Annotated in this window: 14 protein-coding genes and 2 tRNA genes; 12 read left to right on the top strand and 4 right to left on the bottom strand. The window is 64.4% G+C overall.

Annotated elements, in window-relative coordinates; translation table 11 throughout:
• The first annotated feature begins 11 nt into the window (after positions 1 to 11).
• The 10 genes from D3876_RS15540 (at position 12) to D3876_RS15495 (ending at position 8,776) form a co-directional block, all read left to right on the top strand.
• On the top strand, positions 12 to 422 hold the full coding sequence (locus tag D3876_RS15540; RefSeq protein ID WP_119764034.1) for an endonuclease domain-containing protein: 411 nt from the start codon (positions 12 to 14) through the stop codon (positions 420 to 422).
• The gene (locus tag D3876_RS15535; protein ID WP_119764032.1) at positions 419 to 2,263 is read left to right on the top strand and encodes an acetyl/propionyl/methylcrotonyl-CoA carboxylase subunit alpha; all 1,845 of its coding nucleotides are present in this window, start codon (positions 419 to 421) and stop codon (positions 2,261 to 2,263) included. The genes D3876_RS15540 and D3876_RS15535 overlap by 4 nt, the downstream gene beginning before the upstream one ends.
• Positions 2,264 to 2,600: 337 nt before the next feature.
• Positions 2,601 to 3,383, top strand: coding sequence for an SDR family oxidoreductase (locus D3876_RS15530; protein ID WP_119764031.1), 783 nt, complete (start codon positions 2,601 to 2,603; stop codon positions 3,381 to 3,383).
• Positions 3,384 to 3,600: 217 nt separating this feature from the next.
• On the top strand, positions 3,601 to 4,053 hold the full coding sequence (locus D3876_RS15525; RefSeq protein WP_119764029.1) for a MaoC family dehydratase: 453 nt from the start codon (positions 3,601 to 3,603) through the stop codon (positions 4,051 to 4,053).
• The gene (locus tag D3876_RS15520) at positions 4,050 to 4,898 is read left to right on the top strand and encodes an HpcH/HpaI aldolase/citrate lyase family protein (protein WP_119764027.1); all 849 of its coding nucleotides are present in this window, start codon (positions 4,050 to 4,052) and stop codon (positions 4,896 to 4,898) included. The genes D3876_RS15525 and D3876_RS15520 overlap by 4 nt, the downstream gene beginning before the upstream one ends.
• Positions 4,891 to 5,658, top strand: coding sequence for a prepilin peptidase (locus tag D3876_RS15515; RefSeq protein WP_119764025.1), 768 nt, complete (start codon positions 4,891 to 4,893; stop codon positions 5,656 to 5,658). Before D3876_RS15520 ends, D3876_RS15515 begins: the two co-directional genes overlap by 8 nt.
• 48 nt (positions 5,659 to 5,706) lie before the next feature.
• Positions 5,707 to 7,149 carry a coniferyl aldehyde dehydrogenase gene (locus D3876_RS15510; RefSeq protein ID WP_274378997.1) on the top strand — a complete coding sequence of 481 codons (1,443 nt, stop codon included), beginning with the start codon at positions 5,707 to 5,709 and terminating at the stop codon, positions 7,147 to 7,149.
• A 143-nt stretch (positions 7,150 to 7,292) separates the two neighbouring features.
• Positions 7,293 to 8,471: an AI-2E family transporter gene (locus tag D3876_RS15505; protein WP_420801983.1), complete on the top strand. Its 1,179-nt coding sequence runs from the start codon at positions 7,293 to 7,295 to the stop codon at positions 8,469 to 8,471.
• Positions 8,472 to 8,515: 44 nt separating this feature from the next.
• Positions 8,516 to 8,592 (top strand) — tRNA-Asp (locus D3876_RS15500).
• 107 nt (positions 8,593 to 8,699) lie between these two features.
• Positions 8,700 to 8,776: transfer RNA gene (locus D3876_RS15495), tRNA-Asp, on the top strand.
• A 2-nt stretch (positions 8,777 to 8,778) separates the two neighbouring features.
• Here the strand turns inward: D3876_RS15495 and D3876_RS15490 are convergent.
• The 4 genes from D3876_RS15490 to D3876_RS15475 all read right to left on the bottom strand — a co-directional run bounded on the left by D3876_RS15490 (position 8,779) and on the right by D3876_RS15475 (position 10,438).
• Positions 8,779 to 8,988, bottom strand: coding sequence for a DUF2842 domain-containing protein (locus tag D3876_RS15490; protein ID WP_119764019.1), 210 nt, complete (start codon positions 8,986 to 8,988; stop codon positions 8,779 to 8,781).
• 94 nt (positions 8,989 to 9,082) lie between these two features.
• Entirely contained in the window at positions 9,083 to 9,673 is a 591-nt protein-coding gene (locus D3876_RS15485) for a 5-formyltetrahydrofolate cyclo-ligase (RefSeq protein ID WP_119765533.1), read from the bottom strand.
• Positions 9,674 to 9,866: 193 nt separating this feature from the next.
• On the bottom strand, positions 9,867 to 10,226 hold the full coding sequence (locus tag D3876_RS15480) for a cell division protein ZapA (protein ID WP_119764017.1): 360 nt from the start codon (positions 10,224 to 10,226) through the stop codon (positions 9,867 to 9,869).
• Between the two features lie 5 nt (positions 10,227 to 10,231).
• The gene (locus D3876_RS15475) at positions 10,232 to 10,438 is read right to left on the bottom strand and encodes a hypothetical protein (protein WP_119764015.1); all 207 of its coding nucleotides are present in this window, start codon (positions 10,436 to 10,438) and stop codon (positions 10,232 to 10,234) included.
• A gap of 155 nt (positions 10,439 to 10,593) precedes the next feature.
• Here D3876_RS15475 and tkt point away from each other — a divergent pair, with 155 nt between their 5' ends.
• Positions 10,594 to 12,564, top strand: a complete 1,971-nt coding sequence (tkt, locus tag D3876_RS15470; protein ID WP_119764013.1) for a transketolase — start codon at positions 10,594 to 10,596, stop codon at positions 12,562 to 12,564.
• Positions 12,565 to 12,577: 13 nt separating this feature from the next.
• Positions 12,578 to 13,585 (top strand): type I glyceraldehyde-3-phosphate dehydrogenase, encoded by a 1,008-nt coding sequence (gap, locus tag D3876_RS15465; protein WP_119764011.1) that lies wholly within the window; start codon positions 12,578 to 12,580, stop codon positions 13,583 to 13,585.
• Positions 13,586 to 13,604 lie beyond the last annotated feature (19 nt).

The raw sequence follows: 13,604 nt of genomic DNA, 5'->3' as shown, positions 1-13,604 counted from the left end.
GGGCTGCGCTGATGTTGAACGGTCCCGGCGCCACCATTGCCAAGGCGCGAGAGTTTCGGAGAGCTTTGTCGCTGCCGGAAGGCCTGCTCTGGCGCGAGCTTCGTCAGCAACCAGGCGGCTTCAAGTTCAGGCGTCAGCACCCGGCCGGACCGTTCGTTCTCGATTTCATCTGCCTATCGGCAAAGGTTGCGATCGAGATCGACGGCGCTGCGCATGACGTTGGAGCCAAGCCCGCATCGGATGAGGCGCGGGACGCATGGTTAGACAATCAAGGATTTAAGACGCTGCGCATTCCCGCTCGGGATGTCCTTGCTGATTTAGGAGCAGTTGTGGCTTTCATTATCGATCGTTGCGCTTCAGCGCAGCCCCTCCACCGTCCTGCGGACGGTCCCCCTCCCCGTACCGGGGAGGAACTGTTGTGATCAAATCCCTCCTCATCGCCAATCGTGGCGAGATCGCCTGTCGCATCATCCGCACTGCCCGGGCGATGGGCATCCGCACCGTCGCGGTCTATTCCGATGCCGACGCCAAGGCGCTGCACGTCCGCCAGGCCGATGAGGCCGTGCATATCGGCCCGTCACCCGCGCGTGAATCCTATCTCGTCGGCGAGAAGATCATCGCTGCCGCGAAAGCCACGGGCGCCGAGGCGATCCATCCCGGCTATGGCTTCCTCTCGGAAAATGCCGGCTTCGCGCAGGCCGTCATCGACGCCGGCCTCATCTGGGTCGGCCCCAGACCCGCGAGCATCACCGCAATGGGCCTGAAGGACGCCGCCAAGAAACTGATGTCCGACGCGGGCGTGCCCGTCACACCCGGCTATCTGGGCGAGAATCAGGAGCCCGATCTCCTCAAATTCGAAGCCGACGCGATCGGCTATCCCGTGCTCATCAAGGCGGTCGCGGGCGGCGGCGGCAAAGGCATGCGCCGCGTCGACGCCAGTGCGGATTTCGCCGACGCGCTCCTCTCGTGCAAGCGCGAGGCAGCTTCCTCCTTCGGCGACGACCGCGTGCTGATCGAGAAATACATCCTGTCGCCCCGCCATATCGAGGTGCAGGTCTTCGGCGACACCCACGGCAACATCGTCCACCTCTTCGAGCGGGACTGCTCGCTCCAGCGCCGCCACCAGAAGGTGATCGAGGAAGCCCCCGCGCCCGGCATGGATGAAGCCACGCGCGAGGCGATCTGTGCCGCCGCCGTCCGCGCCGCCAAGGCGGTTGACTATGTCGGCGCGGGCACGATCGAGTTCATCGCCGACGCTTCGGAAGGGCTCCGCGCCGACCGCATCTGGTTCATGGAAATGAACACCCGCCTCCAGGTCGAGCATCCCGTGACCGAGGAGATCACGGGGCAGGACCTCGTCGAATGGCAGCTCCGCGTGGCGTCGGGCGAGCCGCTGCCCAGGACGCAGGAAGAACTCAGCATCAACGGCTGGGCGATGGAAGCGCGGCTTTATGCCGAGGATCCGGTCAGGGGCTTCCTGCCCAGCATCGGCCGGCTCGATCTCTTCCAGCTCGGCGAAGGGCTCGGCGGCCGCATCGACACGGGTGTGTACGAAGGCGCGGAGGTCTCGCCCTTCTACGACCCGATGATTGCCAAGCTCATCGCGCGTGGCGACACCCGCGACGAGGCGCTCGAACTGCTGTCTGAAATGCTCAACGACAGCGCGATCTGGCCCGTTCGTACCAATGCCGCCTTCCTGATCAACGCGCTCGCCCATGCCGATTTCGTCGCGGGCACGGTCGATACCGGCCTGATCGCGCGCGATGGCGATGCGATGACCGCGGCGACCGCGCCCTCCGGCAAGGCGCTCACGCAGGCGGCTATGGCAATGGTGCCACGCTCGCTGTTCGCGGGCTTTCGTCTCAATGCGCCCGGCCGGAAAGACGCGCCCTTCCTGCTTGATGGCCAGACGATCGAGGTCACGTTGCATGGTCCTGGCGCCGAAGCGCCCGCGCCATCGATGCTTCTCGCCGAAGGCGGCATGGTGTGGAAGTTGGAGCCATTTCGCGTCGATGGCGGTCATTCTGGCGGCGCAGCCGACGGCGCGATCCTTTCCCCCATGCCTGGCCGCATCATCGCGGTCGATGTCGCCGCGGGCGCCAGCGTTGCCAAGGGCCAGAAGCTCGTGACGCTCGAGGCGATGAAGATGGAGCACAGCCTCGTCGCGCCCTTTGACGGCACCGTCGCCGAGCTCAATGCCGAGGCGGGCGGGCAGGTGTCCGAGGGCACGTTGCTGGTCAGGATCGAAAAAGCCGGCGAATAGAACGCAGCCTCTGTCCTACAGGCGCCTACCCATGTCATGCTGGTCGCAGGCGCGCTCCCTGCCGCCGCGCGGGGAGAGGCCGAATCAACATGCGCGTTTGTGAGAAGTTTGCGAAGCTAAGTGAAGTTACGGCGTCGAATTTAGCTCAAAGCCGCTCATCCTGAGGAGCCGTTGAGCTTGTCGAAACGGTGTCTCGAAGGACGGTTCGGTGCAGGCCCTTCGAGATAGGCCTTCGCCAAGCTCAGTCCTTCCTCAGGATGAGCGGTTATAAGGTCCCATTTTCGGGTCTGGCTCTAGGGTTTTGCCGTGGCGCGTTTAAAGACAGGAGAGGGCAGTCATGACGATGCCGATATTCGATTTCTCGGGGAAGAAAGTGTTCGTCTTCGGCGGCACCAGCGGGATCAATCTTGGCATTGCGCACGCCTTTGCGCGCGCGGGCGCCAGGCTCACGGTCGCGAGCCGCAACCCCGAAAAGGTAGAGGCCGCCCGCGCCGCGCTGTCGCACACGCACGACGCGCTCGGCTATGCGCTCGACGTCCGCGATTTCGATGCGGTGAAGGCCGCGGTCGACGATCATAAGGCGAAGCGTGGCCAGATCGACGTGCTGATCTCGGGCGCCGCGGGCAATTTTCCTGCGCTCGCTTCCTCGCTCAGCCCCAACGGCTTCAAGTCGGTGATCGATATCGACTGCATCGGCACCTTCCACGTCATGCGCGCGGCCTATGACGCGCTCGCAAAGCCGGGCGCGGCCGTGATCAACATTTCCGCCCCGCAGGCTTTCATCCCGATGGCACTGCAGGCGCATGTCTGCGCGGCCAAGGCGGGGGTGGACATGATCACCAAAACGCTCGCGATCGAGTGGGGGCCGGAAGGCGTGCGCGTCAATTCGGTCTCGCCCGGCCCGATCGAGGGCACCGAGGGAATGGAACGTCTCGCGCCCACGCCCGAGGCCAAGAAGCGCTCGGCCGAGAGCGTGCCGTTGAAGCGGATGGGCACGGTCGACGATGTCGCCGATGTCTGCCTGTTTCTTGCGTCGGATGCGGCGCGTTATGTATCGGGCGTGGTGCTTCCGGCCGATGGCGGCTGGACCGCGGGGCGGGGTTTTGGAGGACTTGGTTGAGCATCGTTGTGCTGAACGGGCGCAGGACAGGCTCGTTTGGTGGCTGCTCCGTTCGGACAGGCGGCCCCTTCCGTCATGCTGAACTTGTTTCAGCATCCCGGCTTGAGCCGCGCGCATTCAGCAAGCGGCACCATGGACCCTGAAACAAGTTCAGGGTGACGCCGGAGGGAGCGATATGCTCCAAACACGTTCAGCATGACGAATTGGATAGGAAACAATGGCAGGAAAATTTTTCGATGAATGGTGCGTCGGCGACGCAATCGTGCACGAACTGCGGCGGACGGTCACTGAGACCGACAACCTCCTCTTCACGACGATGACGCACAATCCGCAGCCGCTCCACCTTGATGTCGAGGCCGCGAAAGCGAGCGAATTTGGCCAGATCCTCTTCAACGGCACCTTCACCTTCGCGCTGTTGATCGGTCTCTCGGTGGGAGACACCACGCTCGGGACGCTCGTCGCCAATCTCGGTTATGACAAGGTGGTGATGCCCAAACCCGTCTTCATCGGCGATACGCTGCGCGCCGAGACCGAGGTGATGGACCTGCGCGAAAGCCGATCGCGGCCCGATGCGGGTGTCGTCACCTTTCGTCACGCCATGCTCAACCAGCGGAACGAAGAGGTCTGCTCGTGCCTCCGCATGGCGCTTCTGAAGAAGAAGCCTGCATGAGGCTGCGCTCGCTGCTCTTCGTGCCTGGCGACAGGCCCGACCGCATGGAAAAGGCGGCCGTGGCGAGCGGCGCCGATGCGCTGATCCTCGACCTCGAGGATGCCGTGGCGCTGACGCAGAAGGATGTGGCGCGCACCGAAATAGGTAAATTCCTGCAACGTGATAGGCAATTGCCTGTCTTCGTTCGCGTCAATCCACTCGACAGCGGCATGACCGATGAAGACCTCGCCGCCGTACTGCCGGGCAAACCCGACGGGATCGTGTTGCCAAAGGCCGAAGGGCGTACATCGCTCAAGGATCTCGATTCGAAACTCGACTGGGCCGGCGCGCAGGATGTCGTGATCCTGCCGATCGCCACCGAGACGGCGGCCGCGATGTTCCAGCTCGGCAGCTATGGCGGCGTCACCAACCGGCTGATCGGCCTGACCTGGGGCGCCGAGGATCTGCCAGCCGCGATCGGCGCGGTCACCTCGCGCGAGGATGATGGCAGCTATACCGCGCCCTATCAGGTCGCGCGGTCGCTGACGCTCTTCGGCGCGCATGCAGCGGGGGTGCAGGCGATCGAGACGGTCTACCCGGCCTTCAAGGATCTGGACGGGCTTGCAGTCTATGCCGCGCGCGGACGACGCGACGGCTTTACCGGCATGATGGCGATCCATCCGACGCAGGTGCCCGTGATCAACGCGGCCTTCACCCCGAGCGAGGCCGAGATCGAACATGCGCGCTCTGTGATTGCTGCCTTTGCGGCCAATCCGCAAGCGGGCGCGCTTTCGCTCGACGGCAGGATGATCGACCGGCCGCATGTGAAACAGGCCGAACGCATTCTGGCGGCCGCCGGTGAATGAAGCGCTGTTGCCGCTTGCCGGAGCGGTGGCGGGCGCGATCTTCGGAAGCTTCATCGCCAATCTCGTGATCCGCTGGCCGCGCGGTGAACAGGTCATGGTAGGGCGCTCGCGCTGCGAGGCATGCGGCAAGCCGCTCGTCGCTGCCGAACTCGTGCCGATTGTCAGCCACCTGATCCAGCGCGGCCGGTGTCGCGGCTGCGGCGCGGCGATCGACCGGAAACATCTCGCCATCGAGATCGGCGCCGCGCTGATCGGCGCGAGCGCGTTGTTCGCGTCGCCCGATTTGAACGGCGTGGCGGGGGCGATCTTCGGCTGGTTCCTGCTCGCGCTCGCCGCGCTTGATGCGGAGCATTTCTGGCTGCCAGACCGACTGACATTGCCATTGGGCGTGCTGGGACTTGCAGTGGGAGCGACGGGATTGGGTGTGCCCCTGATTGACCGCGTGATCGGCGCGGCAGCGGGCTTCGGCGCGCTCGCGGCGATTGCGCTTGCCTATCGCGCGCTGCGTGGTCGCGAGGGGCTGGGGTGGGGCGACCCCAAGCTGCTTGGCGCGATCGGCGCCTGGCTGGGCTGGCAGATGCTGCCCCTGGTGCTGCTGTTCGCCAGCATTCTGGGGCTATTGGCGGTTCTGGCGCAACGCGCGAGAGGGGAGGCCGTGTCCGCCACCACGCGCGTGCCGCTTGGTGCGCTGATGGCGGTGGCGGCCTGGCCGCTCTGGCTGCTGCTTGCGTCGGGTATCGCGGGTTTCGTTTTGCTTTGAGTCGACAAAGTCCCGCACACGCGGAATAAGTCGCAATATGAAACGATAATTGGAGAGGCGGTGATGGCGGACGTACAGGACATGCGATCGGTTCTGGAGACACAGCGCACGGCGTTCACTGCCGAACTGCCCGTCAGCCTTTCAATCCGCAAGGATCGGCTGAAGCGCGCGATCGCGATGATGGTTGCGCATGGCGAGGATTTCGCGACCGCATTGTCCGAGGACTTTGGTCATCGCAGCCGCGAGCAATCGTTGATGACCGATATTGTCGCGTCGATCCGTACGTTGAAGCACGCGATCAAGAATCTCGATCGTTGGGCGCGTCCTGAACGGCGCAAGCTCGATTTTCCTCTGGGACTGCTCGGCGCGAAGGCCTGGGTGGAATATCAGCCCAAGGGCGTCGTGGGGGTGATCGCGCCCTGGAACTTTCCGGTCCAATTGACGATGGGGCCGATCGCGGGCGCGTTCGCCGCGGGCAATCGCGTGATGGTCAAATCCTCCGAATACACGCCCGGCGTATCGGCCTTGTTCGAACAAGTCGCACCGAAATATTTCGACCGCACCGAACTGGCCTGCTTCAGCGGCGGTCCCGATGTCGGCAAGGCGTTTTCCGAATTGCCCTTCGATCATCTGATCTTCACCGGCGCGACGCCGATCGGCCGGCACATCCTGCACGCCGCAGCGGACAGCCTGACTCCGGTGACGCTCGAACTGGGCGGCAAATCGCCCACCATAATCGGGCGCAGCGCGGATATTGAACAGGCTTCCGAACGGATCGCGCTGGGGAAGATGCTCAATGCAGGGCAGATCTGCCTGGCGCCCGACTATCTGCTCGTGCCCGAGGAGAAGGAGAGCGCGGTGGTCGACGGGATCAGCCGCGCAGCCTCCGCGCTCTATCCGTCGCTGATCGCCAATCCTGACTATAGTTCGGTCGTGAACGACCGTCATGTCGACCGCCTCGATCACTATGTCGAGGATGCGCGCGCCAAGGGCGCCGAGGTGATCGAGGTCAATCCCGCGGGCGAGGATTTCGGCGCCTATAACGGGCGCAAGATGCCGCTGCGAATCCTGACCAACGTCAATGACGACATGAAGGTGATGCAGGAGGAGATCTTCGGGCCCATCCTGCCCGTCATGCGCTATAAGGCGATCGACGAGGCGATCGACTATGTGAACCGCCACGATCGACCGCTTGGGCTCTATTATTTCGGGCAGGACGCAGCCGAGCAGCGCACCGTGCTCGACCGGACCATTTCGGGCGGCGTCACCGTCAACGACGTCGTCTTCCATGTTTCGATGGAGGATCTGCCCTTTGGCGGGATCGGGCCGTCGGGGATGGGGAGCTATCACGGCCAGGACGGCTTCAGGACCTTCAGCCACGCCAAGGCGGTCTATCGCCAGCCTCGGATCGACGTCGCGAAGCTTGCGGGCTTCAAGCCGCCCTATGGCGCGGGCACGCGGAAGGCGATCGCGCGCGACCTGAAGGGTTGAGCGCGATCGGGCATGGTCGTGCGTCGTCGCGGCTCAGATCGCGTGACACTGGCGCAAAGCCCCGGTAGTCAGGAGCTATGGCGACGAGGCGTACCGATCAGGAGGAAGTTTCGCGGGCAGGGCCCGTGGCGACGAACGATCGTCTGACCGTCACGCCCGAGCTTCATCCGCACCGCGAGCATCATCACCGTGTCGACTGGCACCGCGATCGGCTGCTCGCCGCGCTGACGTTGATTGCGGGCGTGGGGCTCCTGCTCGGGCTGCCCTTTGCCCTGCGCGCGGGTGCAGAATTCTTCCTGCCCGTCACCGCCGCCATCGTGATCGCGATCGCGATGGTGCCCTGGCTCGAATGGCTCCAGCGTCGCCGCGTGCCTGCGGCAATGGCAGCGTTCCTGTGCGTGCTGCTGTTCCTCGTCGTGATGAACATCGTGCTCGTCTCGATCGTCGTGCCCGCTGCCGAATGGTTCCGCGTGCTGCCCGAGCGCATCGGACTCATTCAGGCCAATCTCGCGCCCGTCATCGATTTTTATTCGAACCTCCAGCGCTTTATCGACCAGAGTATCGCGATGCTGGCGACAGGCCCCGTGGCCGCTGCGCGCGCTGAAGCGGTGTCGGCGCCGAGCTCGCTCATCGATCTCGTCGCGACCTCGGCGCCTTATGCGCTGATCCAGATGTTCTTCGCGCTGCTGCTGATCTTCTTCTTTCTCGCGGGGTGGACGCGGCTGAGGGAGCGGACGATCACCAGTCGCGGCAGTTTCGATGGCGCGATGGCGACCGCGCGCGTCATTCAGAACGTGGTCGACGCGACCTCGGCCTATCTCGGCACAATCACGTTGATCAACCTGGGCCTCGGGCTTGCAATGGCGCTGGCGCTGTACGTCATCGGCATGCCTTCGCCGCTGATGTGGGGGGGGATCGTCGCGATCCTCAATTATATCCCCTATCTGGGGCCGATCCTCGCGGCGCTGCTGCTCGCGATGGGCGGGTTGATGACCTTTTCCGATATCTGGTGGGCGCTGTTGCCCGCTGCGATCCAGATCCTCTTTCACACGCTCGAAGCGAATTTCGTCACGCCGCTGGTGGTCGGCCGCAAGCTCACGGTCAATCCGCTGCTGATTCTCATCTCGCTGAGCTTCTGGGGGTGGGTCTGGGGCACACCCGGCGCATTGCTTGCGGTACCTCTGCTCATCATCATCCGTACCGTAATCGGAGCCGCGGGAACCCCGGATATCGCAGGTTTCCTGTTCGAGGAGGGGACGCTCACGCACCCCGATGACGAGGATTTCGACGAAGATGAAAAATCATCCTCAGCCACCGCTTGACAGTCTCCCGGCCCTCGCCTAGTTGGCCCCCCTCACCGCAGTACGCGGGTGTAGCTCAGTTGGTTAGAGCGCCGGCCTGTCACGCCGGAGGTCGCGGGTTCGAGCCCCGTCACTCGCGCCACTTTCCTGTTTCCATGCGGAGCAGAGGTGGCTTTCAGCGGGGAAATCCAGATCGTCGGATCGAACGTCATCTGCGCCGCTGTCGCAGAGGCTCTATCCGTGTCGAACGCGGGTGTAGCTCAGTTGGTTAGAGCGCCGGCCTGTCACGCCGGAGGTCGCGGGTTCGAGCCCCGTCACTCGCGCCATTTCATACGCGCCATTTTCCTGTCTCCATCCAGAGCAGCAGCGGCTTCAGCGGCACGATCCAGATAACGCCAGCCACCAGATAGATGACGGCCTGTACCAGCGTCGGCAGCGCTCCGATCCACGGCGACAGGCTGGCGATCAGCACCGCCCAGACGGTGATCAGCGTCAGGATCAGGAACATTCCTGCGGGTTTGCGCCAGCTTGGCGTCATCGGGGCATTTCCTCGTTCACTAGACCTTGATCGTTCCAGGCCGAATCAGCCTGAAACGTGAATCAAGGTCTCAACCATTAAAATAGAGCCTGATTCACGCTTTCGGCGGAAGCGCAAAGCGCTTCCTCCTCAAACGATCAGGCTCTATCCATTCGCGTTCGGTCCAGATCGCGTGGAGCGGCACATCCCACGAATCGGCAGGCACCGCATCCACTTCCTGTACCGACCAGGCAAGCCCCACGCGGCGTGCGGTCGGAAGCCCTGCAAAGGCGCGGTCGTAGAATCCCGCGCCATAGCCGAGGCGGTGGCAGCGCCGGTCGAAGCCGAGCAATGGCGTGATTATAAGATCGGGCGCGGCGCCGGGCGCGCCGGCGTCGGGCTGCAGCAACCCCATCGGACCGGGATGAAGCGGATCGCCCGGGCGCCACAGCAGGAAGCGCATCGGCGCGTCCGGGCGCGTGACATGCGGCAGCGCGGTCATGTGCCCCATTTCGCGCGCGTGCAGCAGCAACGGCAGTGGATCGGCTTCGGATCCGATCGGAACATAGGCCGAGACGCAGCTTGCCCGCTCGATCCAGTCACGGAGCGTGTCGGGAAGATCGGTGAAATGCGGTGCGCCGCGCCGCGTAGCGGCAAAGCCGTCGCGGCGCTCCTTCAACCTCTGTCGCAAAAGCGCCTTGGGCATTGCCACCATTTCAAATCAGGCGGCGGTGACGGGACCGCCATGGCCGTTTGCCGGAATATCCTCTGACGCCGATACGTCAGGTGGGGACCATGTGTGCCGGACCAGAGCCCGACCAGGGACAGCCCCCTAGGATGATGAAAGCCTCAGGGATGTTCTCAAAAGCTCGTACCGGGCAGTACCCGTCGCCGCCAATCTAGGCGTTCGATGCGTCAGCCTCAAGCCTTTGGGCAAGGCTTTCGACACGTTCGGCCAGTTTTTCCAGAATCGGCGCGAAATCGGGCTGAAGTGCGGCGGGCGGAGCGGGTGCAGCCGGCGGCGCTGGATCAGGCTTGGTGAGTGTACCACCGTTGCGGCGGGCTTCGTGCACCTCGTCCGCAAGGAGCAGCGCGGCGAGCAACAGGTGGCGCGTCTCGTTGATGCCCCCGACCGCGCGCTGCGCGTCGCGCGCCTTTGCGTCGAGCAACCCCGCGATCTCACGCAGATGCGCTTCCTCACCATCGCGGCAATTGACCTGATAGTCACGCCCGCCGATTTCGATCGAGACTTCTGCCATGCGCGTCAGCCCTTCGCGATCAACTGGTCGAGCGCGCCGATCGCGGATTCGACCTGTCGCTTCAACTTGTCATGGCGTTCGGAGAGCGATTGCAGCGCGGCTTCGCTTTCATCACCACGGCTCTGCTCCGCCGGTCTGGCCGCCGCAGCCTCGACCCGCGAAAGCGCCCGTTCCAGTCGCCCGATGGCGAGGATAAGCCGGTCTTCTGACATTCTGTGTGAAATAGCATGGCTGGCGCTGGGGGCAAGTGTGAAGCAGGCGTGACGGTCCCCAAGGTTGACGGTTTGTCCCCCAGACGACAAAGGAACGCGCGCGACGGCGACTCGCCGAGCACTCGCCCATACGTGCCGCTCTTTCGGGGACCTACATGACCGTTTCGCCCAATGATCTCGCCAACGCCATCCGGGCGCTGTCGATGGATGCCGTGCAGGCGGCGAATTCGGGGCACCCCGGCATGCCGATGGGCATGGCCGATGTCGCGACGGTGCTCTTCACGCAATATCTGAAGTACGATGCCGCGGCGCCCAAATGGCATGACCGCGATCGCTTCGTGCTGTCGGCGGGGCACGGCTCGATGCTGATCTACGCCGCGCTCAACCTCACCGGCTATGCGCGTCCGACGATCGAGGACATCCGCAACTTCCGCCAGCTCGGCAGCCCTTGCGCCGGCCACCCCGAGAATTTCGAACTGGCGGGCGTCGAAACGACCACCGGGCCGCTGGGGCAGGGCTTCGCCGCCGCAGTCGGCATGGCGATCGCCGAGCGGCACCTGAACGCGGTGTTCGGCGACGACCTCGTCGATCACAAGACCTGGGTGATCGCGGGCGACGGCTGCCTGATGGAAGGCATCAACCATGAGGCGGTGGGCCTCGCGGGACATCTTGGCCTTGGCCGCCTGATCGTGCTGTGGGACGACAACAAGATCACCATCGACGGTTCGACCGACCTGTCGACCAGCGAGGACATCCCCGCGCGCTACCGCGCATCCAACTGGCATGTCGTTGCGTGCGACGGCCATGACCCCGTCGACATCGCGCGCGCCTTCGACGAGGCGCTTACCGATCCGCGGCCCTCGCTCGTCCAGTGCCGCACGATCATCGGCAAGGGCGCGCCCAACAAGCAGGGCACCTCTGCCACGCACGGCAGCCCGCTTGGCGCCGACGAGGTCGCCGCTGCGCGCACGACGCTCGGCTGGAATCATGCGCCGTTCGAGATTCCCGCGGACATCCGTGCGGAATGGGAAAAGGCCGGCAGCCGTGGCGCCGAAGCGCATGCCGCGTGGAACAAGCGCGTTACGACGAGCGATCTGGGCGCCGAACTCGTCCGTCGCATGGACGGCGAACTGCCCGGCGATTTCTCGCTTGCCGCGTACAAGACCGATCTGATCGCCAACCCGCAAAAGGTCGCGACGCGCAAGGCGTCCGAAATGGTGCTGGGTCCGATCAACGAGCAACTGCCCGAGACGATCGGCGGCTCCGCCGATCTTACCGGCTCGAACAACACCAAGACCAAGGCGACCGGCCCGCTGACGCGCGACGACTATTCGGGACGCTATGTCTATTATGGCATCCGCGAGTTCGGCATGGCCGCGGCGATGAACGGCATGGCGCTGCACGGCGGCGTCATTCCCTATGGCGGCACCTTCCTCGTCTTCTCCGATTATTGCCGTCCGGCGATCCGTCTTTCGGCGCTTCAGCAAACGCGCGCCATCTATGTGATGACGCACGATTCGATCGGCCTGGGCGAAGATGGTCCGACGCACCAGCCGGTCGAGCATATCATGTCGCTCCGCGCCATGCCCAATCTCGACGTGCTGCGCCCCGCCGACGTCATTGAGACCGCCGAGTGCTGGGAACTCGCGCTGGAACGCAAGGACGGGCCGTCGCTGCTCGCGCTGACCCGCCAGAACCTGCCGCAGCTTCGCACGGACGCGTCCGAGAATCTCTCTGCCAAGGGCGCCTATCGCCTGCGCGCAGCCAAGGGCGATCGCAAGGTCGTGCTGATCGCGACGGGTTCGGAGGTCGAGATCGCTGTCGGCGTTGCCGATATGCTGGAGGCTGAGGGCGTTGGCGCCGATGTCGTCTCAATGCCGAGCTGGGAACGCTTCGCCGAGCAGGACGCCAGCTATCGCGCTGCGCTGATCCCGGAAGATGCACTGCGCGTCTCGATCGAGGCAGGCACGACCTTTGGCTGGGAGCGCCATACGGGTAGCCGCGGCCTGCGCTTCGGTATCGACAGCTTCGGCGCGTCGGCTCCCGCCGGCGACCTTTATGAGCATTTCGGACTTACCCCCGCGAAGATCGCGCCCCAGGTTCTGGCGGCGCTCAACTCCATCTGAAGGAGACAGGAATATGGCAGTCAAAGTCGCGATCAACGGTTTCGGGCGCATCGGCCGCCTGGTGGCGCGCGCGATCCTCGAGCGTGCTGACAGCGGTCTCGAACTGGTCGCGATCAACGATCTCGCGGATGCCAAGTTCAATGCGATGCTCTTCAAGCGCGATTCGGTCCACGGTGCCTATCCCGGCACCGTCGAAGTCGACGGCAACGACATCCTTGTGGACGGCAAGCGGATCCGCGTGACCGCCGAGCGTGATCCGGCGAACCTGCCGCACAAGGATCTGGGCGTCGATATCGCGCTCGAATGCACCGGCTTCTTCACCGACCGCGAGAGCGCGCAAAAGCATCTCGACGCGGGCGCCAAGCGCGTGCTGATCTCGGCGCCGGCCAAGGGCGTCGACCTCACCGTCGTCTACGGCGTCAACCACGACAAGCTGACCGCCGAGCACGTGATCGTCTCCAACGCGTCGTGCACCACCAACTGCCTCGCACCCGTCGCCAAGGTCATGAACGACACGATCGGGATCGAACGCGGTCTGATGACCACGGTGCACGCCTATACCAACGACCAGAAGATCCTTGACCAGATCCACAGCGATCCGCGCCGCGCGCGCGCCGCAGCGATGTCGATCATCCCGACGACCACGGGCGCTGCCCGCGCGGTGGGCGAGGTGCTGCCCGAGCTGAAGGGCAAGCTCGACGGTTCGGCGATCCGCGTGCCGACGCCGAACGTCTCGCTCGTCGACCTGACCTTCACGCCCAAGCGCGACACGACGAAGGACGAGGTCAATTCGATCCTCAAGGCCGCCTCGGAAGGCGCGCTCAAGGGCGTGCTCGCCTACACCGACGAGCCGCTGGTCTCGATCGACCTCAACCACAACCCCGCTTCGTCGACGGTCGACAGCCTCGAGACCTCGGTGCTCGAAGGCAAGCTCGTCCGTGTCGTATCGTGGTACGACAATGAATGGGGTTTCTCGAACCGCATGGTCGACACGGCTGGCGCGATCGGCAAGCTGATCTGATCATGCGCAACGGCCGCCT

The organism is Sphingomonas cavernae (assembly GCF_003590775.1).
Lineage (GTDB): Bacteria > Pseudomonadota > Alphaproteobacteria > Sphingomonadales > Sphingomonadaceae > Sphingobium_A > Sphingobium_A cavernae.
This window is presented reverse-complemented; position numbering and strand designations above follow the sequence as displayed.

Excerpts from the sequence above, each read along its gene's own strand:
- D3876_RS15475 (WP_119764015.1), bottom strand. The coding sequence starts at position 10,438 with ATGTCAGAAGACCGGCTTATCCTCGCCATCGGGCGACTGGAACGGGCG.
- D3876_RS15540 (WP_119764034.1), top strand. The coding sequence starts at position 12 with ATGTTGAACGGTCCCGGCGCCACCATTGCCAAGGCGCGAGAGTTTCGG.
- D3876_RS15490 (WP_119764019.1), bottom strand. The coding sequence starts at position 8,988 with ATGACGCCAAGCTGGCGCAAACCCGCAGGAATGTTCCTGATCCTGACG.
- D3876_RS15480 (WP_119764017.1), bottom strand. The coding sequence starts at position 10,226 with ATGGCAGAAGTCTCGATCGAAATCGGCGGGCGTGACTATCAGGTCAAT.
- D3876_RS15520 (WP_119764027.1), top strand. The coding sequence starts at position 4,050 with ATGAGGCTGCGCTCGCTGCTCTTCGTGCCTGGCGACAGGCCCGACCGC.
- tkt (WP_119764013.1), top strand. The coding sequence starts at position 10,594 with ATGACCGTTTCGCCCAATGATCTCGCCAACGCCATCCGGGCGCTGTCG.
- D3876_RS15485 (WP_119765533.1), bottom strand. The coding sequence starts at position 9,673 with ATGCCCAAGGCGCTTTTGCGACAGAGGTTGAAGGAGCGCCGCGACGGC.
- gap (WP_119764011.1), top strand. The coding sequence starts at position 12,578 with ATGGCAGTCAAAGTCGCGATCAACGGTTTCGGGCGCATCGGCCGCCTG.
- D3876_RS15525 (WP_119764029.1), top strand. The coding sequence starts at position 3,601 with ATGGCAGGAAAATTTTTCGATGAATGGTGCGTCGGCGACGCAATCGTG.
- D3876_RS15530 (WP_119764031.1), top strand. The coding sequence starts at position 2,601 with ATGACGATGCCGATATTCGATTTCTCGGGGAAGAAAGTGTTCGTCTTC.